Here is an 18,421-nt window from a genome sequence, read left to right on the forward strand (position 1 = left end):
CGTAGGAGTAGATACCCTTGCTCTCACTATTCCGCCTCCTTGCCCGCTGTTGCTTCCAAAAATCTCTTAATCTTTGCTGGATCACCGTGTCCATCACCGAAGTCAATGTCGTAGGCGAAGCCCGGATATCCTGGGGAGTAGGGAGTAGCCACGACACGCACCTGATCGCCCGGAAAATAGAAGAAATAGATGAACCCATCAAGAAACGGCTCATAGGGCGCAACAAGAACGTCCTTTTCAACATAGCTGTGGGGATCTTTGAGAAACATGCTACTGGTGCGGTAAGCCACTGCGACTCTGAGTCCCGGATGCCAAAGACGAGGGAGCGTCACGCAGCAAGTGCGCCCGTTACTGCTGGCGTACGGTTGCATGCCGCCCCCCCACGCATCATTGATGAATACTTTTCCAAGACCTTCGTCGGAATAGTTGGCGATGCCAATATTCAGATGCATTTCCGGCGGAGCATCGGTAATGTCGTGACCGGTATCAGGCTCAATGATGCGTGGCTTCGGAGGACCTGGCGGTAGTGGACCAATCCTGAAATCCATGAACTTCAGCACCAGGCCTGCCAAAGCAAACAGCGCCAGCCCGATCAGAATCACCCTCGTCAGAAACCTCTTCATGGCATCTCATCACCGCCATGGCGCGCATTCCTCGCGGCAACCGCCTTGATCGTCATCCGATGCGCCAGCGCGGGATGGTCGATGCCCCGACGCGCCAAACGTCCCAGCACGTGTTCCGCGCAGCGATGCACCTGCGAGGGCAGCATGCCGTCCGGGCGCAGCATGGGCCGCTGCAGAATGAAGCGCGTGATGGCATCGGCCTGGCTTCCGCTCCGCAGTGCGGCCTCCTGCGCCGCGGTGAACGTGAGTGGCCTGGCATCGGCATCGAACGGCACTCCCCTCTTGCCGGTCACGCACATCCAATCTCCGATGCGGGTAGGCAGGTGCCAGTCGTGTAGACCACCCAGTACGCGTGTCCGCTGTGCATGGTCCAGCGCAGCCAGCAGACGGGCGGCGGCACGCCCATCGGCCCAGCGCAGCAACCACGGCTGGCCGGTGCTGGAACGACCCTCCCAGATGCCGCGGAGATGTTCGGCCAACGCATGCGGGTCGCCGGTGCTGCGCAGCACCGACAGCATCGGCGCGCCGCGGCTCAGGTCCAGCAGTCCCTGCCAGCAGCGTTCGCGTGCTCTGGCGTCGTCCGGCAGGACCACCAGGCATGGCGACAACCGGTCCAACCCTTTGCCGGTATAGCGATGCGTAAACAGCGGCACCACGTCAGCCGCCAGCGCGCGCAGCTGCGTCCAGGCGTCCGGCGCGAATGCCATGTCCAGCAGCGCACAGGCGGGCCGCGCGTACACACGCTGGTCGCCGGGGGTCTGCCACGGCAACCGGGAATGCCGCCACGGATCGATCCACGGGGCGTCAGCCATTCTTCGCAGACCATGGCAGGCCGGCCTGCATCGCCTTCAGCAGGCACTCCACACAGATCGTCTGGACGAACTGCGGCAGCGGAAACAGCTCCTGCACCGGACCGGTGAAGTGCCGGCTGCCGGTTTTGAAGGTCAACGTGCCTGGACAGGTCACCCGCAGGTGCCCGTCTGCCAGCGTGATCGAAGCACCGCCGGCCGTTGCGATGTGCAGCGTGTTGCCTGCCGCCAGTTGCACCTCGCCCTGCTGGGTGGCCGCCACCAGCCCGGCGCGCGCCTGCAGGTGCACGGCGTCTGCCTGCGCCTGCATATCAAGCACCTGTTGGCCGGCCACCACGCTCAACCCGGCACTCCCCGGAGTGCGTGTCGCACCCGCCAGCACGCCGATAGCCTGGCGACACTGCCAACGCGCATGGCCGGCAACGGTCACCGACGAACTGCCACCACTGGCCAGCAGCGTACTGTGACCCACCCCCAGCTGGATCGCCTGCCCGGCCAGCTGGCAGATGCCTGCCGGTGCGGACAGGCCCAACATCGCCGACCCGGTTGCAGGAATGTCTTCGCCAGCACCCTGCAGCCGCTGCGATGCCGCCACGCTGTCGGCCAGGGTCTGCAGCACGCTGGCACCGTTGTCCTCGGCGGCGTGGCCGCGCAGCCGGACCGTACGTTGCTGGCGTGCAGATTCATCAAAGGAGTGCGCCAGCACGAGCGTCTGCCGCAACAGCGCGACCGGCGCAGCGCGCAGACCAGCCGGGGTGGACGCGGAGCGCTGCATGCTGTCCAGCCACAGGCCTGCCGTGGCACGCACGGCACCCCACGCGTCGCTGCGCAGTTCGAATCCAGTTCCGCGCAGGCTTCCACGGAAGTTGTGCTGCAGGTGATGCAGATGACCCATGCTGATCGCGCTGTGGCACTGCGTTGTACCAAGCCGCACTTGCAGCTGGTCGTCGCTGTCGTCGAACTCGAGACTGTTGCCGCCATGGCCGTCCCAGCCCTGCGAGCTGATGCCCCATACGGCGCCGGCATTGCGCTGGGCCGATTCGCCGGCGCCTGCAGCATGCCAGCGTGGGGCGTTGCCACCGGCCAGGTTGTTCTGGGCACTGCTGCCAGCATCGCTGGACAACGCCAGCGCTTCAGCGCGTGACTCGCCCTGGCCGTTGTAGAGCGCACCCATCACGATGGGGCGGCAGAGGTCGCCGTTGATGAAGTCCACCACCACCTCCTGGCCGACGCGGGGCAGGAACTGACTGCCCACGCCGGGGCCGGCAAAGGTCTGGGCGACGCGCAGCCAACCGCTGTCGGCCCTGCTGTCGGTGGCAAAGCCGAACCGCACCCGGATGCGCCCGTTGCTGTCCATATACAGCGGTGCACCGTCATCGCCGCCGAGCACAGTAGCCAGTTGTGGGCCGGGGGCCGCCGACCGCCCTGCCCTGCCATCCGGAGAACGTCGCCATCGACGGTCGAACGGCATGGCCTCGAAGCGATTGGCATAACCCAGCCTCTGCGCGCGGTCGGCGGGCACGGTGTCGGGCAGTGCGTGCAACGGCAGGTGATCCTGCAGTTCGAGAACCTCAGGCAGCGTGTTGACCGCTGCGTGCTGCACCGCTGTAAGCAGCAATGCGGGTACTGCTCGCAGGCCGGGCTCTGGCAACACCTCGAATGCGTAGCCGGGCTGGAAGTCCGGCTCGGTGCCTTCGCCGGTCCAGCGCCGCTGCTCACACAACGCTGCTTCGGTGTCGCGCATCACCTCGGCCAAGGCCTCGCGCGAGGTCTCCCACGCCGCGTGGCGAGCCGGCGAATAGTCCTCCAATGGGCCACTGGCCACGGTGCGCACAGGCAGGCTGGCCGAAACCACACGCAACGGATCATCCAGATCCGCTACCCGGGTCATGTGGGTCGGCACTACGCGACAGGTCTCATGCAACAGCGCGATGCCCGCGTCATCGGGCACCCGCTGGGTCTGGTGCACGCGCCGGGGGCGTGGCAGCAGCGAGCATCGCGTGCTGTCACCGAAGATCATCAACGTATGCCCACCGGGTGCTTCGGGCAGTGTGCGGATGCACCAGCCCAGGCCTTCATCGGCCATCAGCTGTTGCAGGAACGCCATGTCCGATTGGCGGTACTGCACGCGATAGCCCCGGCACCGACGGTCAAGCGCCGCGGCACTTCCAACGTGCCAGCTCCAATGTGCCAGCGGCGCGTGTACCGAGAGCACCGTGCTGATGATGCTGGCCACATCCGCGTCCTGGAATACGCGGCTGTGACGACTGTCGTGCAGCCAAGCGGTCCAGTCGGCCAAGTGAACGCGGTAGCGCACCAGACTGCCCGCGTAACCCAGGCGTTCGATACTGCGGATCAGCCCGACGCGCACAACCTCGGCCCCGTCCGGCAAGCATGTGGTGATGCTTGCCGGACGGGTCACCCAATCATCCAGGCTGTGCTCGCACGCCTCGCCCAGCAGATCAATCTGGCAGCGCAGGCCTTCGGACAAGGATTCGCTGCCGTGCCAGCGCTCCACGATCAACGGCGATGCCGTAGGACCGCAAAAGCGATGGACGCGCGATGACGCCGCGTAGGCAGCGACGAATGACGATCGATGATCCATGCCAGTTCCTTGACGAACGCAGCGCGCGAGGACGCGCGCTTTCCCGAGCCTCAAGCCTTGGTGGATCAGTGCTGCGGACGCAATCCGAAAAGTGTCTGAAAAGCATCGAGGATCGACTCCGGCCCGGCATGCCGGGCCTCCCCCGGTCCAATGCGGGAACGTGCGGGCGGGTACCACGCCGCCGGGAGTGCAGAATGCGACAACTGAGGCAAGAGCGGCCGCCTTCATATGGAAGGCGGCTTCCGGCCAGCGCCTCGCCCATCAGGACTACTGCAGGGTGGCTGCGTCGCGAGCCCTTTCGACCTGTAGCTGCTGTTGCACGTAGCAGGTCAGCTCCCGTGCGGCCAGCAACAACCCTTCCACGGCGTCTGGTGGTACGGCCTGCAGCGGGCCTCCGCGGGTGCGTGCGATATGCGCGGCGTGCATCATCCGGGTCAACACAGTGATGCCTGAGACGGTGTCCCTGAGGTCGGACAGCGTACCGGCCTGGCGCGCCTTCAGCCCGGCGCGCTGTGCTGCAACGCCGGTGGCGTCGTCCACGCTCCTCTGCGCCTCAAGGATCGGCATCAGGCCGCAGGACCGGCACAGCAGGTTCTCGACGCGCTGTGCAACGTCCGCGGACAACTGGTTGACCGATTCGCCGATCAGCTGGTGCAGGTTGGGATAACGGCTACGGTGTGGCATGGCGATGCTCCTGGCTAAGACGGATGATCCCGGCGCAGGCATCTGGCCATCTGCACGTCCATCTGTCAGGAGTTAAAAGCGGCAATGCGTGTGCGGAACGCAGGAACCGTGAGCCGCGACACGCACCGGCGCCGCAAGGCCCATGGAGTTCGCGAGCTGGACGGCCAGGGACAGATCGCTTCGCGCCGCGAACGACATCAGATCCACGCCACGCGTGGATGGCGGATGCCGGGCTTCAGTGCCAACCAAGGTTGGCACCCACCCGGGTAGATTCATGTGCCGATCCGGCACGGCCCCGCCGTCGCTAGAGCGGCTTCGGCGAGAACGTCAGGGTAGCGATCACGCCGCGCTCGCCGCCGGGGCGCACGCTCACCTGCCAGCCATACAGGTCGCACAGGCGGCTGACGATCGACAGGCCGATACCACCGCCCTGCGAATGGCCGGCGTGCGTGCCTCGATAGCCGCGCTGGAACAGCTTGGCGGCGTCCTCTTCGCTCAGGCCGGGGCCACTGTCGGTCACCGACACCGCATTGGCGCCCACGTGCACGCGTACTTCGCCGTCCTGCGAATACTTCACCGCGTTGCCGATCAGGTTGCCGAGCGCCACCGACAAGGCGGCTTCCGGTGCATCGATGACCAGATCGCGCTCGCCTTCCAGCGCCAGCTCCAGCGGCTTGCCGCCCAGCTGTGCGCGGTGTGCGTCCAGCAGCTGCTCGGCCACGCGGGCCACGTTGCTGGTGCCCTGCCCACGCTCATTGCGCGACAGCAGCAGCAGCGCACCAATCAGGTCGCTGCACTGCTGTTCGGCACGCTGGATGCGCTGCAGCCGCTGCAGCACCTTCTCGTCCAGGCCGGGCCGGGTCAGCAGCAGTTCGGTGGCGCCGCGTATCACCGCCAGCGGCGTGCGCAGCTCGTGGCTGACGTCTGCATTGAATTCGCGGTCGCGCTGCACCACTTCGGTCAGCCGCGAGGAATAGTCGTCCAGTGCCTGGGCCAGCTGCCCCACTTCGTCATCGGGGAAGCGTGGCGCCAGCGGTTCGGGGTCACTGGTGCCGCCGCGGTAGGCACGCAGCCGCGCGGCCAGGTCCGAGACGGGTTTCATGACCTTCGACGCCGACCACCAGCCCAGCACCAGCGACAGCACGCTGAACACCAGCACCGACAGCACCAACGCGCGGTTGAGCTGCTTGCCACCGCGCACGCTGTCGGTCATGTCATAGGCGAGGAAGAACCAGGCGTCGGGCGTCTTGCGCACGGCCAGCTTGTAGGAGTACGGCTCACCGTGCTCATCGCCGCTGACACTGTGGATACCATCGGAGAAGCCCGCCCACTGCGCGCGCTCTTCCCGCACCCGGTCGAACTTGTCCTTGGAATACGCGTACGCCCGGATCTGCAGCACCGGCGCATCGGGATTATGCCCCGGATGTTCGTAATAGCGCCGCGCGTACTCATCGATGTTGCGGTTCATCAACTCTTCCACCAACTGGTTTTCCACGCGCAGGCGGGCCCAGTTGGTGGCGAACGCGAACAGTGTTGTCAGGCAAAAGCCCAACAACACGAACGAAACGATGATGCGGCTGCGGAGGCGCCGCCGATAGGGCGTGCGCCGACGCTCCACCTTGGTTGCCACGGAATCAGGCTTCCGGGGTGGCGATACGGTATCCGATGCCATGGCGGGTCTGGATCAGCGGCACTTCAAACGGCTTGTCGACCACCGCACGCAGGCCATGGATATGCACGCGCAACGAATCCGAGTCCGGCAGTTCTTCGCCCCACACGCGGGTTTCCAGCTCCTGGCGGGTCACCACCGCAGGCGCCGCTTCCATCAGCGCCTGCAGGATCTTCAGCGCGGTCGGGTTGAGCTGCAGCAGCTTGCCCTGGCGGCGCACTTCCAGCGTATCCAGGTTGTATTCCAGGTCGCCGGTTTCCAGCACGCGGGTCTGCACGCCCTTGCCGCGGCGCGACAGGGCGTTCAGGCGCACTTCCACTTCCTGCAACGCGAACGGCTTGATCAGGTAGTCGTCCGCACCCGAATCGAAGCCGGCCAGCTTGTTGTCCAGCGAATCGCGGGCCGTCAGCATCAGCACCGGCGTCTGCTTGCGCGCTTCATTGCGCAGCTTGCGGCAGACTTCGATGCCATCCATGCCTGGCAGGTTGAGATCCAGCACGATCGCGTCGAACTCGTGCACCACGGCCAGATGCAGGCCGGTGACCCCATCAGCCGCGAAGTCCACCGTATGCCCGCGGTCCTCCAGGTAGTCGCCCAGGTTGGCCGCAATGTCGCTGTTGTCTTCGATTACCAGGATTCTCACTGTCACCTCTAATTGACTGTACTGCCGGCGCGCATGACCTGCCGCATGTCCTGCTGTGCCCGTTCTTTCTGCCGGGCGCGTTCGGCAACGGTCATGCACTGCGTCGTGGTTCGATTGGAACCGATGGGCTTTTCACGTTGGCATATTAGACGACTATCTTCACGTGCCTGTGTCAAAACCGTGTTCACGACCTGCTGGTCGTTGAAGACCTGGGTTTGCACCGGTTCAGGCATGGAATCGCGCGCCGGGTACTGCTCCACGGCGGTACGCATGCGCGACAGCGCGTCATTGACACGGACGCGCTCGTCCTGCTTCAACTCCGAATAGGTTTCGCCGTCCTTGAGCTCCACCTCGATACGCGCGATCTGCTGCTGCAGCGGCTGACCGGGCACGAACACGTCCTTGGCCTTGGACGCCGATGCGGTACTGACCAGGGCCAGTCCTGACAGCAGGACGGCCGACATCAAAGCCTGTTTCATGGCAAACAAATCCTTGTCTGTGGCGAATCCCGACTCTATTCGCACCGCCTTCACGCCAGCAAGTGCCAATGGTCCGGGCGCCGGGCCCTAGCGCGAGGTTTCCGGATTCAAGTTGTTGAAGGTGCGCTGGTCATTCAACAACGCCTTGCCCTTCTCGGCGATCCGGCGTCGCTCGGCCACCGTCAGGCAGCGGCTCTTGGGCATGTTGCTGCCGGTGGTGCGCGTGTACTGGCAGACCTGCCGGCTGTCGTCGTGGGCCCGGGTGAGCAGCGTATTGATGCGCTCCTGGTCATTGAAGACCTCGCCCTGCACCTGCGGCGGCAGCTCCTGCAAGGTCTGGCGGTCACCCATGTGCGCCGTGATGCGGGCCAGCGCCTGGCGCACTTCCCCGCGGTCATCGGCGGATATCTCACTGTAATCGCCGTCATCGAGCGCCTTTTCGACCTGGCGCACCTGTTCGGCCACCGGCGACTGCCGGTCCATCTGCACAACGGGTTTTTCCGGCTTGGCCGCAGCAGCTCCGGCCAGACCCAGCAACAACGCGATCATCGTGATGCGGTACATCGCCAGCCTCCGATCCATCCAGGAACGATGGCGGCCACTCTACGGCCGTCACGTCACCTCCACAAGGGACCTCCGGCAGGCATAAAAAAGACCCAGGCGGTGCCCCCGCCTGGGTCTGAAGTTGTATCCCGATACCGATCCTGCTGAGAGGCAGAGCTGCGGTTCGCTGAAGGCTACGCCCCGCCCGATTAAAGGCGTGTTAAGTGACGCCTCATCCACCCATGAGAATTACAGGTCACTGAATATTCACGGTTTTTTGAGCCTCTCGACATGCTCGATGATGCGCGTGGCCACGTCCACTCCGCAGGCGGCCTCGATCCCTTCCAGCCCCGGCGTGGAGTTGACCTCCAGCACCAGCGGGCCGCGCGCGGAGCGGATCAGGTCCACCCCGCACACCGACAGGCCCAGCGCCTTGGCCGAACGCACGGCCACCTGCTGCTCGATGCGGCTGGCCTTGGCCGCCACGGCGCTGCCCCCGGCATGCAGGTTGGAGCGGAAGTCACCTTCCGGCGCCTGCCGCTGCATCGAAGCCACCACCTGGTCACCGACCACGAAGCAGCGCAGGTCGGCGCCCTTGGCCTCGCCGATGAACTCCTGCATCAGGAAATTGGCGTACAGGCCGCGCAGCGCTTCAACGATGCCGCGCGAGGCGCTGGCCTTCTCGGTGAGGATCACGCCGCGGCCCTGGGTGCCTTCGTTGAGCTTCACCACATGCGGCGGTGGGCCGAGCATGGACAGCAGGTCGACGGTGTCATCGGGGTTGTCGCCGAACACGGTGACCGGCATGTCGATGCCCTTGGCCGCCAGCAGCTGGTGGGCGCGCAGCTTGTCGCGCGAGCGCAGGATCGCGTCGGACGGATTGGGCGTGCGCGCGCCCATCAGCTCGAACTGGCGCAGCACAGCGGTGCCATAGCGGGTGATCGAGGCACCGATGCGCGGGATGACCATGTCCACGCCGGTCATCGGCCGGCCCTTGTAATGCATCGAAAAACCATCGGCGGCGATGCGCATGTAGCAGCGCAGCGGATCGAGGATCCGCACGGTATGGCCGCGCGCGCGCGCTGCCTCGACCAGCCGGCGGGTGGAATACAGGGAACTGTTGCGGGACAGGATGGCGAGCTTCATCGCGGCAGGATCGGACGGCAGGCGCGCAGCATAGCGCGGGCGTGTGGCCGGCGGATGATGCTCTGCGGCGTGGTTTGGCCCGGCACTGGCGGCACACTGCGGACGCCAGGCCCAACCGCAAGGAGCCCCATGTCCATCACCGTGTTCCCGCGCTTCTCCGAAGTGGACGTACTCGGCCACGTCACCAACACCGCCCTGCCCGTCTGGTTCGAGGAAGGCCGCCAGGAGATCTTCCGCCACTTCAGCCGCGAGGCCAGCATGCGCGACCTGACGCTGATACTTCGCCGCTACGAGATCGACTTCCTGCAGCAGATCCAGGCCGGGCACGAGGTGCGGATCGAGACCCGCATCGAGAACATCGGCCGCTCTTCTCTATCGATCGTGCAGCAGGCAGTCCAGAACGACACACTGGTCGCCAGCGGGCGCTGCGTGATGGTGCACTTCGACTATGCGGCCAATGCCTCGCGCGCGATCGACGCAACGCAGCGGCAGGCTCTGGCCGGGCTGTTTACCGAGGAGTATGCGCAGCTAGTGTCGACAGCGCCCGCGTGAGGCTGCCTGAACAACCATCATCTGCAATCGGTGCTGCCCATCGCCCACTTTTTCAGCTTCTCCAGCTCTTCCCCGGCACGCATCCTGGTGTACAACGTGACCGTCGTGGCCTGCTCCACTTCCTTGAGCACGATGACCTTGTAGATCTGGGTGCCCACTCCTGATGCCCCTTGGACGATCCTGGCTTCCTTCAGATCGCTGTAGTTCTGCACATCGTTGATCAATTGCCCCACCGGCAGGAGCTGCACAGGACGGCATTCTTCGATCGCCGCGACAATCTGCTTCAGCGTCAACTGGTATCCCTGGTCGACCGTAAATGCCGAGGCGTACTCCGGCCGCTCCAGTCCTTTGGGGCTGGTTGCGCACCCCGCCAGAAGTGCCGCAATCACAAGTGAAAGATGCCGCATTCCAGAACCTCCCTGTTTGATCCCAGGAAGATTAGATCACGGACTCGCCCGGTGAAAGGACCGCCAGGCACTGCCGGAATCAAGCGATGGGCTGCGAGCGGCTCGACAGATGCGGAGCGCCTGGCACCGGCGCCGATGACCTGGAGACATGGAGCGGGCGATGGGAATCGAACCCACGTCAGTAGCTTGGGAAGCTACAGCTCTACCATTGAGCTACGCCCGCGTTGCGGGTGAAAGTCTATGCGCTGGGCCCCGTGTTGCGCAATGGTAGCCACCGCATAGGAGCGGGGGTGGAGCCCTTCCCATACGGAAAGGGCTCCAACCCCGTCTGGCTTCTGCTTAGAAGCTGCCGCCGACCGTGGCGAAGATCGTCGCATCGCGGGCGCGCTTCTGCGCAGCCGTGGTGCTCACGCCAAGGTTGCCCTGCAGGCCGAACAGATCCATGCGCGCACCCAGCACAGCGGTGGCGTAGTTCTTGTCGAAGTCCAGGCCCGGCACGCGGTAGCTGCCCAGCTCCGGCAGGGTCTGCAGCCAGGCACTGGCCTGCTTGGTGTCCTCGAACTCGTGGTCGTAGGTCACCTGCACATACGGCTTGACGGTGCCGCCATCGAAGCGCGCCTGCCAGCCGATGCGGCCGACGGTGGAATCGACGTTCTGGCGGTCGTAACCCAGGGCGGTGGCCAGGGTGCCGGCGGCCGCGCTTTCGGCATAGCCGTCGATCTTCACCTTCTGCCAGATCACCGAAGCGATCGGGCCGTGGCGGAAGCCGCCTTCGGTACCGAATTCGTAACCGGCGTTCAGCGCGGCGGTCAGGTTGCTGCCGTCCGGCGAACCGCCATGTTCGCGGGTCGCCGGGCCCAGCTGCAGCTTGCGGTTCACGTCATACGACAGCCAGGTGTAGCTGACCTGGCCGTTGACCCAGACGCGGTCGCCGTACCATGCCGCGAACAGGCCGGCGGTGGTGTCCTTCTGGGTGAAATCGCCACGGCTGTTGCCGAAGTCGGCGTTCAGGCGGCCAAAGCCGGCGAAGCCGCCGACCACCATGCCGTTGCGTGCCCAGTCGATACCGAACAGGCCGGCCGGGGCCACGCCGTCATACAGGTCGGCGTGGTCATAGCGCTGCAGGTCGCCGCGCACGCCCCCCCACCACGACAGGCCGTCCGCCGGGCGGGCACCGAGGTGATTGCTGACCTGGTCCGCACGCGCACGGCCAATGGTCTGCGCCGAATGGCTCAGCACCTGCTGCAGGCGCGGGGCCTCCAGCACCGAGACGGCGTACTGGCCCAGCAGCTGGTGGCCAGCCACGGTCGGGTGCACGCCGTCGGCGAACAGGTAGGTCTGGTAGGCATCCGGGCTGACGTAGCTGGTCGGGTTGCAGGTCAGGATGCTGAGCGTCGAGTTGTTCGGGTCGATCTTGCAGGCGGTGCTGGTGACGTTGGTGAAGCCGTACATGGCCGGGTTGGCGGCCACTTCACTCAGCACGGTGAAGGTATCGAGCGGAATGAACTCGATGCCGGCCTGCTTCAGGCCGCCGTAGAGGGCCTTGTTGTAACCGGCGGACAGTGCGGTGGCGGTGCCGGCGTTGGGGCCGCGGAACGCCGGGGTCAGGCCGACATTCGGCAGGTTCGGCACCAGTACGTACTGTGCGCCAGCCTGCTTCAGCGCGCCGACCAGGGCGATCTGGTCGGTGACGGCCGCGCCGATGATGGCCTGCGCCTGTGCCGGAGCGCCGGCAGCGGCGAACAGGTCGTTGGCACCACCCCACACGGTGTACAGGGCACGGCTGTCCGCCTTGCCGCCATTGGCAGCGAGGTAGCGGTTCGCCTGCGTCTTCAGCGACGGAATGACGCCGAGCGCGCTCGGCACGTCGACGCTGACGCGGGCACCGCCGGCGGCGTAGTTGTCACCGTTCTGGCCGTTGCCGTTGGCGCCGTTGTTGAGGCCGTAGTAGTTGGCCACCTGCTGCGCCCACACCCAGCCCGGGTTGGTGGTGAACTGGCCGGTGACGCCCTGGGTCGCCGGCGGCAGCAGCGGGCGGAAGTAGCCGGCGTCGGTCAGGCTGTCGCCGAAGAACACCGCGCTGGAATACGGGTTTTCGCCTGCCATGGCCGGAAGCGCGGCCAGCGCGATCGCGGCCGCCATCAGGGAGCGGATCGGGTGTTTGCTGAGCAGCATGTAGGAAACTCCTGTGGGGATATCGTTGAGGACCCGGCGGACGTACGCCGGCGCACGGTGGATGGTTTCACTGCGCCGCGTTTTGCTCACGCTGCGCCGCCGCATGGATTGTCACCCGATCTCCGGAAAACCCGCTGTGCTGGAGTTGGCGTACGGTGCAGATTGCAAACATTCCGATCCCGGCGGGCTATCAGCGACAATGGACGGATGAATATCCAGCTCAACGGCGCCCCCCGTACCCTGCCCGCCGCGGCAACCCTTCACGACCTGCTCGAGGCCGAGCAGCTGCTGCAACGCCGGGTGGCGGTGGAGGTCAACGGCGAGATCGTCAGCCGCAGCCGCCATGCCGGGCATATCCTGGCCGAAGGCGACGTGGTGGAGATCGTGCACGCGCTGGGCGGTGGTTGAAGCCATTCCGGGTAGTGCCGGCCGCTGGCCGGCAATCCGACGCTGCCTGACGCCTCACATCTGCCGGCCAGCGGCCGGCACTACCTTTGGTTGCGTGACCCCATCTTCAGGCGGATAAGCGATAATCGCGCCATGAACGTTCATGTCTCCCCCGATTCGCTGGTGATCGCCGGCAAGACCTATGGCTCGCGGCTGCTGACCGGCACCGGCAAGTTCAAGGACCTGGAAGAAACCCGCCTGGCCACCGAGGCTGGAGGCGCCCAGATCGTCACCGTGGCCATCCGCCGCACCAACATCGGGCAGAATCCGGGCGAACCGAACCTGCTGGATGTGCTGCCGCCGGAGCGCTACACCATCCTGCCCAACACCGCCGGCTGCTACACCGCCGAAGACGCCGTGCGCACCTGCCGCCTGGCCCGCGAGCTGCTGGACGGCCACAACCTGACCAAGCTGGAAGTGCTGGGCGACCAGAAGTCGCTGTACCCGGACGTGGTGCAGACCCTCAAGGCCGCCGAACAGCTGGTCAAGGACGGCTTCGAGGTAATGGTCTACACCTCCGATGACCCGATCCTGGCCAAGCGCCTGGAAGAGATCGGCTGCGCCGCGGTGATGCCGCTGGCCGCGCCGATCGGGTCGGGCCTGGGCATCCAGAACAAGTACAACCTGCTGCAGATCATTGAAGACGCCAAGGTGCCGATCATCGTCGACGCCGGCGTCGGTACCGCCTCGGACGCGGCGATCGCGATGGAGCTGGGCTGCGACGGCGTGCTGATGAACACCGCCATCGCCGGTGCACGCAGCCCGGTGCTGATGGCCAGTGCGATGCGCAAGGCGGTCGAGGCCGGCCGCGAGGCCTTCCTGGCCGGGCGCATTCCGCGCAAGCGCTACGCCAGCGCGTCGTCCCCGGTGGATGGGTTGATCGGCTGATGACCAATCCTTTCGACAGCGCCGGTTCCAAGGCCCCGCCCAAGCCCTTCACCGTCAGCGAAGGCCGCCGTGAAGTGCGCAGCTTCGTGCTGCGCCAGGGCCGATTCACCCCCGCCCAGCAGCGCGCGTTCGATGAACGCTGGCCGCGTTTCGGCATCGACTACAACGGCCAGCCGCGTGACCTGGATGCCACCTTCGGCCGTCCGGCGCACAAGGTGCTGGAAATCGGCTTCGGCAACGGTGCCGCGCTGCGCTTTGCCGCCCAGCACGATCCCTCGCGCGACTACATCGGCATCGAGGTGCACGCCCCCGGCGTGGGCCGGCTGCTGAACGCACTGGCCGAGGACAACGCCGACCACGTGCGCCTGTACCACCACGATGCGGTGGAAGTGCTGCAGAACGAGATCGCCGACGGCGCGCTCGATGAAGTGCGCATCTACTTCCCGGACCCGTGGCACAAGAAGCGCCACAACAAGCGCCGCCTGCTGCAGCCGGCGTTCGCCGACCTGCTGGTGCGCAAGCTGCGCCCGGGTGGCCGCCTGCACTGCGCGACCGACTGGGAGGACTACGCCGAGCAGATGTGGGACGTGCTCGACGCCACCGCCGGCCTGGTCAACCGTGCCGGCCCGCGCGGCAGCGTGCCGCGCCCGGACTGGCGCCCGCAGACCCACTTCGAGACCCGCGGCCAGAAACTCGGCCACGGCGTCTGGGACCTGTTGTACGACCGCACCTGATCATCGCCTGAGGACGCCGCGCCCCACATGGATACCGCGCTGACGCTGACCAACGACATGAAGCTCGTGCTTGGGCTGGTCGGCTTCACGATGGCGATGTTCCTGTTCGAGCGCATCCGCGCCGACGTGGTCGCGCTGGTGGTGCTGGTGGTGCTCGGTGTCACCGGCCTGATCGCGCCGGAGGAGATCTTCGGCGGCTTCTCCGGCAACGCGGTGATGAGCATCATCGCCACCACCATCCTCGGTGCGGGCCTGGACCGCACCGGGGCGCTGAACCGGCTGGCGGCCTGGCTGCTGCGGCGCGGCCATGGTGTCGAGCAGCGGCTGTTGATGATGACCACGGCCATTGCCGGCCTGAACTCGTCCTTCATGCAGAACCCGTCGGTGATGGCGTTGTACCTGCCGGTCGCCTCGCGACTGGCGGCGCGCACCGGGCTGACGATGCAGCGCCTGCTGCTGCCGATCTCGGCGGCAATCGTGATGGGCGGCGCGCTGACCATGGTCGGCAACTCGCCGCTGATCCTGCTGAACGACCTTCTGGCTTCGGCCAACAACAACCTGCCCTCCGGCCTGGCCACGATCGAGCCGCTGCGCATGTTCGCGCCGTTGCCGATCGGCGTGGCATTGCTGATCGCCTCGTTGCTGTACTTCCGCTACTACGGCGACCGCAAGCTGATCGAGGAAGAGAACCTGGTCAACGACGGGGCGACCCCGGCGCGCACTGAAAGCTACTTCGCCAAGACCTACGGCATTGAAGGTGATGTGTTCGAGCTGGTGGTCACCGCCGAAAGCCCGTTGGTGGGGATGACCCTGGGCGAGGCGGAGAACCTGCACGATGCGCCGCTGCTGCTGGCGTTGAAGACCGGCAACGACACCCGCCTGGCACCGCCTGCGGAGATGCGCATCTGGGTCGGCAGCGTGCTCGGTGCGATGGGCCCGCGCCAGCAGATCAGCGACTTCGCGCAGAACCAGTTCCTGCGCATGTCCTCGCGCCTGAAGCACCTGGGTGACCTGTTCAATCCCAGCCGCGCCGGTATTTCCGAGGCGGTGGTGCCGCCGACCTCGAACGTGATCGGCAAGAGCGCGGCCGACCTGCGACTGCGCAAGGAACGCGGCATCAGCCTGCTGGCGATCAACCGCGACAAGCAGGTGATCCGTGAGGACGTGCGCGACGTGCAGCTGCGCGCCGGTGACATGCTGGTGTTCCACAGCATCTGGACCGACCTGGCGCAGGCTGCGCGCAGCCGCGACTTCGTGGTGGTGACCGACTTCCCTACCGGGGAACAGCGCCCCCACAAGTTCAAGATCGCGATGGCGATTTTCGCGCTGACCATCCTGATCGCGCTGACCAGCAAGCTGCCGGTGGCGCTGACCCTGATGACCGGCGTGGCCGGCATGCTGCTGACCGGCGTGCTGCGCATGGACGAGGCGTATGCCTCGATCAACTGGAAGACGGTATTCATGATGGCCGGGCTGATTCCGCTCGGCTGGGCGATGGATTCCAGCGGCGCGGCGGCATGGGTGGCCGGCCACACCATCGACAAGCTGCCCACGGGCATTCCGCTGTGGGTGCTGGAAGTGGCGCTGGCACTGCTGACCACTGCGTTTTCGCTGGTCATCAGCCACGTGGGCGCGACCATCGTGATGGTGCCCATCGCGGTGAACCTGGCGCTGGCGGCCGGCGGCAACCCGACCGCGTTCGCACTGATCGTGGCGCTGTCGGCGTCCAACAACCTGATGACGGCCTCCAATCCGGTGATCTCGATGATCACCGGCCCGGCCAACTACACCCCGCGCGAGATGTGGCGGGTGGGCGGCCCACTGTCGCTGATCTACACCTGCGTGGTGGTGTTGATGATCAACCTGATGTTCTGAGCGTCGGGTTTTCGGTAGGTGCGGACCGTTGGTCCGTACCCATCTCAGGCAACATCGCCCAGCGTCAGGCCAGGTAGACCAGGCCGTCGCGGATGTCGATCAGTACCGCGCGCAGGCGGTCACCCTTGCAGGGCCCGGCGATGCAGTCGCCACTGTCCAGCGCGAACGAGGCGCCATGTGCCGCGCACACCAGGTGGCCCTCGCGGCTCTTCAGGAACTGGCCCGGCGCCCAGTCCAGGCGGCGGCCGGCATGCGGACAGATGTTCAGGAAGGCGCGCACCTGCGTGCCATCGCGATACAGCACCACCGACTCGGCATCGCCATCAACCACCGCTTCGACCTCGGCAAAGGCGCCATCGGCAATGGCATCAAGGGCGATCAAGGCAGCAGCGGCAGTCATGGCGAAGGCTCGGACAGTAAAGCGGCATTGTCGCATGCCTGCTCAGGTGACTGGCTGCAGGATGAACACAAGTCATTGATTCGTAATAAGCACAGGCTATATTTAACGAGTTTTTCACTCAATGACAGTGGCACCTCCCGATACTCTGGCTTCGCTGATCCCAGCCTATCGAGCCGCCATGTTCAATCGCGCATCCGCCTTCACCCAGTTCCGCACCCTGTTCGCGCCGCGCAAGCCGCGCCACCCGTTGGTGCGCGTTGCCGTAGGCCTGCTCGGCCTGGCGATCCTGGCCGCGATGGTGTTCATCGGTGTGTTCGTCGGTGCGGCGATGATCCTGGTCGGCCTGGCGTGGAAGCTGTTGGCCTCGCGCAAGCCGGGCACCGCGCGTCCGGTCGACCCGACCGTGGTCGAGGGCGAGTACCGCGTGGTGCGCAAGCCGGTGTTGCCGGCGTCGCGTTGATCCATGCCTTACGCGCCCGCTGACGGCGGGCGCCATGCGTTCTAGACTGCGGGCACGCCCTTCCTGGATGCCCGCATGTCCGATGTCTCCGATGTGATCCCTGCCGTAGCCCTGCCGCGTGTGCCTGTGGTGGGCGGTGGCAGTTTCCCCGTGCACCGCATTTACTGCGTCGGCCGCAATTTCGCCGACCATGCCCGCGAAATGGGCGCGGCGGTGCCGGCGGCCGATGACCGTGGCCGCCCGATGTTCTTCAGCAAGCCGGCCGATGCGATCGTGGTCGGCCACGACGATGTGATCCCCTACCCGCCCGCGACCGCCAACCTGCACCACGAAGTGGAGCTGGTGGTGGCGATCGGCCGTGATGCGCCGGTGGGCGAACTGGCCGTGGCCGATGCCGACGCACTGGTCTACGGCTATGCCGTCGGCCTGGACCTGACCCGACGCGACCTGCAGGCCGCCGCCAAGGAAAAAGGCCACCCGTGGGATGCGGCCAAGGGCTTTGACGCCTCCGCGCCGATCAGCGAAATCGTGCATGCCGCCGAGGTAGGCGAGCTGGCGGCGCTGAACCTGTCGCTGGAGGTCAACGGCGAAGTGCGCCAGCAGGCGCTGCTCGAGCAGATGATCTGGAACGTGCCGGAGATCCTGCATGAGCTGTCCAAGCTGTGGCAGCTGCGCGCCGGCGATCTGGTGTTCATGGGCACCCCATCCGGGGTGGCCGCATTGAAGCCGGGCGACCGCTTCAGCGCGCGCCTGGAGAACGTGGCCGAGCGCCACGGCGTCATCGCCGGCTGACATCACCTGCGCTACCCTGCGCGCTGTCCACTTCCCCACCGGAGAAAAACAACAATGGGAATGCTCACCGAGTTCAAGGCATTCGCGATGCGCGGCAACGTCATCGACCTCGCCGTCGGCGTGGTGATCGGCGCGGCCTTCGGCAAGATCGTGACCGCACTGGTCGAGAAGATCATCATGCCGCCGCTGGGCCTGCTGATCGGCAAGGTGGACTTCTCGCAGCTGGCCTGGACGTTGGCGCCGGCCCGGCTCGGCCCGGATGGCAAGGAGATCCCGGCGGTGGTGATCGGCTACGGCGACTTCATCAATACGCTGATCCAGTTCGTGATCGTGGCCTTCGCCATCTTCCTGGTGGTCAAGGCGATCAACCGCCTGTCGCGCAAGCAGGAAGCTGCCCCGGCCGCACCGGCCGAGGAAGTGGTGCTGCTGCGCGAGATCCGCGACAGCCTGAAGAAATAAGGTCGCTTCCCGGTAGTGCCGGCCGCTGGCC

Annotated in this window: 20 protein-coding genes and 1 tRNA gene; 8 read left to right on the forward strand and 13 right to left on the reverse strand. The window is 65.9% G+C overall.

What is annotated here, in order from left to right; all coding sequences use genetic code 11:
- Positions 1–26: 26 nt before the first annotated feature.
- The 9 genes from ACMZPQ_RS20195 to rimK form a co-directional block, all read right to left on the reverse strand.
- Entirely contained in the window at positions 27–623 is a 597-nt protein-coding gene (locus tag ACMZPQ_RS20195; protein ID WP_197582216.1) for a DUF3304 domain-containing protein, read from the reverse strand.
- Positions 620–1,435, reverse strand: coding sequence for a DUF4123 domain-containing protein (locus ACMZPQ_RS20200; protein ID WP_197582215.1), 816 nt, complete (start codon positions 1,433–1,435; stop codon positions 620–622). Before ACMZPQ_RS20200 ends, ACMZPQ_RS20195 begins: the two co-directional genes overlap by 4 nt.
- Positions 1,428–4,037, reverse strand: a complete 2,610-nt coding sequence (locus ACMZPQ_RS20205) for a type VI secretion system Vgr family protein (RefSeq protein WP_312645952.1) — start codon at positions 4,035–4,037, stop codon at positions 1,428–1,430. Before ACMZPQ_RS20205 ends, ACMZPQ_RS20200 begins: the two co-directional genes overlap by 8 nt.
- Before the next feature lie 267 nt (positions 4,038–4,304).
- Positions 4,305–4,721 carry a hypothetical protein gene (locus ACMZPQ_RS20210; RefSeq protein WP_197583861.1) on the reverse strand — a complete coding sequence of 139 codons (417 nt, stop codon included), beginning with the start codon at positions 4,719–4,721 and terminating at the stop codon, positions 4,305–4,307.
- 304 nt (positions 4,722–5,025) lie between these two features.
- On the reverse strand, positions 5,026–6,393 hold the full coding sequence (locus ACMZPQ_RS20215; protein ID WP_197583862.1) for a histidine kinase dimerization/phospho-acceptor domain-containing protein: 1,368 nt from the start codon (positions 6,391–6,393) through the stop codon (positions 5,026–5,028).
- A complete protein-coding gene (locus ACMZPQ_RS20220; protein ID WP_005410804.1) occupies positions 6,356–7,033 on the reverse strand; it encodes a response regulator transcription factor in 678 nt (225 codons plus the stop codon). The genes ACMZPQ_RS20215 and ACMZPQ_RS20220 overlap by 38 nt, the downstream gene beginning before the upstream one ends.
- 8 nt (positions 7,034–7,041) lie before the next feature.
- Positions 7,042–7,512 (reverse strand): hypothetical protein, encoded by a 471-nt coding sequence (locus ACMZPQ_RS20225; protein WP_197583863.1) that lies wholly within the window; start codon positions 7,510–7,512, stop codon positions 7,042–7,044.
- Positions 7,513–7,599: 87 nt separating this feature from the next.
- The gene (locus tag ACMZPQ_RS20230; protein WP_197583865.1) at positions 7,600–8,076 is read right to left on the reverse strand and encodes a hypothetical protein; all 477 of its coding nucleotides are present in this window, start codon (positions 8,074–8,076) and stop codon (positions 7,600–7,602) included.
- A gap of 246 nt (positions 8,077–8,322) precedes the next feature.
- Positions 8,323–9,201 carry a 30S ribosomal protein S6--L-glutamate ligase gene (rimK, locus tag ACMZPQ_RS20235; RefSeq protein ID WP_197583866.1) on the reverse strand — a complete coding sequence of 293 codons (879 nt, stop codon included), beginning with the start codon at positions 9,199–9,201 and terminating at the stop codon, positions 8,323–8,325.
- A 129-nt stretch (positions 9,202–9,330) separates the two neighbouring features.
- Here rimK and ACMZPQ_RS20240 point away from each other — a divergent pair, with 129 nt between their 5' ends.
- Positions 9,331–9,753 (forward strand): thioesterase family protein, encoded by a 423-nt coding sequence (locus tag ACMZPQ_RS20240; protein ID WP_197583867.1) that lies wholly within the window; start codon positions 9,331–9,333, stop codon positions 9,751–9,753.
- A gap of 17 nt (positions 9,754–9,770) precedes the next feature.
- Here the strand turns inward: ACMZPQ_RS20240 and ACMZPQ_RS20245 are convergent, their stop codons facing one another.
- The 3 genes from ACMZPQ_RS20245 to ACMZPQ_RS20255 form a co-directional block, all read right to left on the reverse strand.
- Entirely contained in the window at positions 9,771–10,160 is a 390-nt protein-coding gene (locus ACMZPQ_RS20245; protein WP_197583868.1) for a hypothetical protein, read from the reverse strand.
- Positions 10,161–10,309: 149 nt separating this feature from the next.
- Positions 10,310–10,383, reverse strand: a tRNA-Gly gene (locus ACMZPQ_RS20250).
- 116 nt (positions 10,384–10,499) lie between these two features.
- Positions 10,500–12,335: an autotransporter domain-containing protein gene (locus ACMZPQ_RS20255; RefSeq protein ID WP_197583869.1), complete on the reverse strand. Its 1,836-nt coding sequence runs from the start codon at positions 12,333–12,335 to the stop codon at positions 10,500–10,502.
- A 207-nt stretch (positions 12,336–12,542) separates the two neighbouring features.
- On the opposite strand from ACMZPQ_RS20255, the gene thiS reads away from it, so the two are divergent.
- The 4 genes from thiS (at position 12,543) to ACMZPQ_RS20275 (ending at position 16,279) form a co-directional block, all read left to right on the forward strand.
- A complete protein-coding gene (thiS, locus tag ACMZPQ_RS20260) occupies positions 12,543–12,743 on the forward strand; it encodes a sulfur carrier protein ThiS (RefSeq protein ID WP_197583870.1) in 201 nt (66 codons plus the stop codon).
- Positions 12,744–12,875: 132 nt separating this feature from the next.
- Positions 12,876–13,670: a thiazole synthase gene (locus ACMZPQ_RS20265; protein ID WP_197584213.1), complete on the forward strand. Its 795-nt coding sequence runs from the start codon at positions 12,876–12,878 to the stop codon at positions 13,668–13,670.
- Positions 13,670–14,404, forward strand: a complete 735-nt coding sequence (gene trmB / locus ACMZPQ_RS20270; protein WP_049429900.1) for a tRNA (guanosine(46)-N7)-methyltransferase TrmB — start codon at positions 13,670–13,672, stop codon at positions 14,402–14,404. Before ACMZPQ_RS20265 ends, trmB begins: the two co-directional genes overlap by 1 nt.
- 27 nt (positions 14,405–14,431) lie before the next feature.
- The gene (locus ACMZPQ_RS20275; RefSeq protein WP_197584215.1) at positions 14,432–16,279 is read left to right on the forward strand and encodes an SLC13 family permease; all 1,848 of its coding nucleotides are present in this window, start codon (positions 14,432–14,434) and stop codon (positions 16,277–16,279) included.
- Between the two features lie 64 nt (positions 16,280–16,343).
- Here ACMZPQ_RS20275 and ACMZPQ_RS20280 read toward each other — a convergent pair whose 3' ends face one another.
- Entirely contained in the window at positions 16,344–16,679 is a 336-nt protein-coding gene (locus ACMZPQ_RS20280; protein ID WP_197584217.1) for a Rieske (2Fe-2S) protein, read from the reverse strand.
- Positions 16,680–16,857: 178 nt separating this feature from the next.
- Between ACMZPQ_RS20280 and ACMZPQ_RS20285 the strand changes: the two genes are divergently transcribed.
- From ACMZPQ_RS20285 to mscL, 3 genes are all read left to right on the forward strand, one after another.
- Entirely contained in the window at positions 16,858–17,139 is a 282-nt protein-coding gene (locus tag ACMZPQ_RS20285; RefSeq protein ID WP_049457686.1) for a hypothetical protein, read from the forward strand.
- A 75-nt stretch (positions 17,140–17,214) separates the two neighbouring features.
- Complete coding sequence (locus ACMZPQ_RS20290; protein WP_197584219.1) at positions 17,215–17,931, forward strand: fumarylacetoacetate hydrolase family protein; 717 nt, start codon at positions 17,215–17,217, stop codon at positions 17,929–17,931.
- Between the two features lie 54 nt (positions 17,932–17,985).
- A complete protein-coding gene (mscL, locus tag ACMZPQ_RS20295) occupies positions 17,986–18,390 on the forward strand; it encodes a large-conductance mechanosensitive channel protein MscL (protein WP_197584221.1) in 405 nt (134 codons plus the stop codon).
- Positions 18,391–18,421 lie beyond the last annotated feature (31 nt).

Source organism: Stenotrophomonas maltophilia, from assembly GCF_047497515.2.
Taxonomy (GTDB): domain Bacteria; phylum Pseudomonadota; class Gammaproteobacteria; order Xanthomonadales; family Xanthomonadaceae; genus Stenotrophomonas.

Excerpts from the sequence above, each read along its gene's own strand:
- ACMZPQ_RS20265 (WP_197584213.1), top strand. The coding sequence starts at position 12,876 with ATGAACGTTCATGTCTCCCCCGATTCGCTGGTGATCGCCGGCAAGACC.
- ACMZPQ_RS20210 (WP_197583861.1), bottom strand. The coding sequence starts at position 4,721 with ATGCCACACCGTAGCCGTTATCCCAACCTGCACCAGCTGATCGGCGAA.
- ACMZPQ_RS20225 (WP_197583863.1), bottom strand. The coding sequence starts at position 7,512 with ATGAAACAGGCTTTGATGTCGGCCGTCCTGCTGTCAGGACTGGCCCTG.
- ACMZPQ_RS20290 (WP_197584219.1), top strand. The coding sequence starts at position 17,215 with ATGTCCGATGTCTCCGATGTGATCCCTGCCGTAGCCCTGCCGCGTGTG.
- ACMZPQ_RS20205 (WP_312645952.1), bottom strand. The coding sequence starts at position 4,037 with ATGGATCATCGATCGTCATTCGTCGCTGCCTACGCGGCGTCATCGCGC.
- mscL (WP_197584221.1), top strand. The coding sequence starts at position 17,986 with ATGGGAATGCTCACCGAGTTCAAGGCATTCGCGATGCGCGGCAACGTC.
- ACMZPQ_RS20285 (WP_049457686.1), top strand. The coding sequence starts at position 16,858 with ATGTTCAATCGCGCATCCGCCTTCACCCAGTTCCGCACCCTGTTCGCG.
- ACMZPQ_RS20195 (WP_197582216.1), bottom strand. The coding sequence starts at position 623 with ATGAAGAGGTTTCTGACGAGGGTGATTCTGATCGGGCTGGCGCTGTTT.
- ACMZPQ_RS20215 (WP_197583862.1), bottom strand. The coding sequence starts at position 6,393 with ATGGCATCGGATACCGTATCGCCACCCCGGAAGCCTGATTCCGTGGCA.
- ACMZPQ_RS20240 (WP_197583867.1), top strand. The coding sequence starts at position 9,331 with ATGTCCATCACCGTGTTCCCGCGCTTCTCCGAAGTGGACGTACTCGGC.
- ACMZPQ_RS20255 (WP_197583869.1), bottom strand. The coding sequence starts at position 12,335 with ATGCTGCTCAGCAAACACCCGATCCGCTCCCTGATGGCGGCCGCGATC.
- ACMZPQ_RS20200 (WP_197582215.1), bottom strand. The coding sequence starts at position 1,435 with ATGGCTGACGCCCCGTGGATCGATCCGTGGCGGCATTCCCGGTTGCCG.
- ACMZPQ_RS20280 (WP_197584217.1), bottom strand. The coding sequence starts at position 16,679 with ATGACTGCCGCTGCTGCCTTGATCGCCCTTGATGCCATTGCCGATGGC.
- ACMZPQ_RS20230 (WP_197583865.1), bottom strand. The coding sequence starts at position 8,076 with ATGTACCGCATCACGATGATCGCGTTGTTGCTGGGTCTGGCCGGAGCT.
- thiS (WP_197583870.1), top strand. The coding sequence starts at position 12,543 with ATGAATATCCAGCTCAACGGCGCCCCCCGTACCCTGCCCGCCGCGGCA.
- rimK (WP_197583866.1), bottom strand. The coding sequence starts at position 9,201 with ATGAAGCTCGCCATCCTGTCCCGCAACAGTTCCCTGTATTCCACCCGC.
- ACMZPQ_RS20245 (WP_197583868.1), bottom strand. The coding sequence starts at position 10,160 with ATGCGGCATCTTTCACTTGTGATTGCGGCACTTCTGGCGGGGTGCGCA.
- trmB (WP_049429900.1), top strand. The coding sequence starts at position 13,670 with ATGACCAATCCTTTCGACAGCGCCGGTTCCAAGGCCCCGCCCAAGCCC.
- ACMZPQ_RS20275 (WP_197584215.1), top strand. The coding sequence starts at position 14,432 with ATGGATACCGCGCTGACGCTGACCAACGACATGAAGCTCGTGCTTGGG.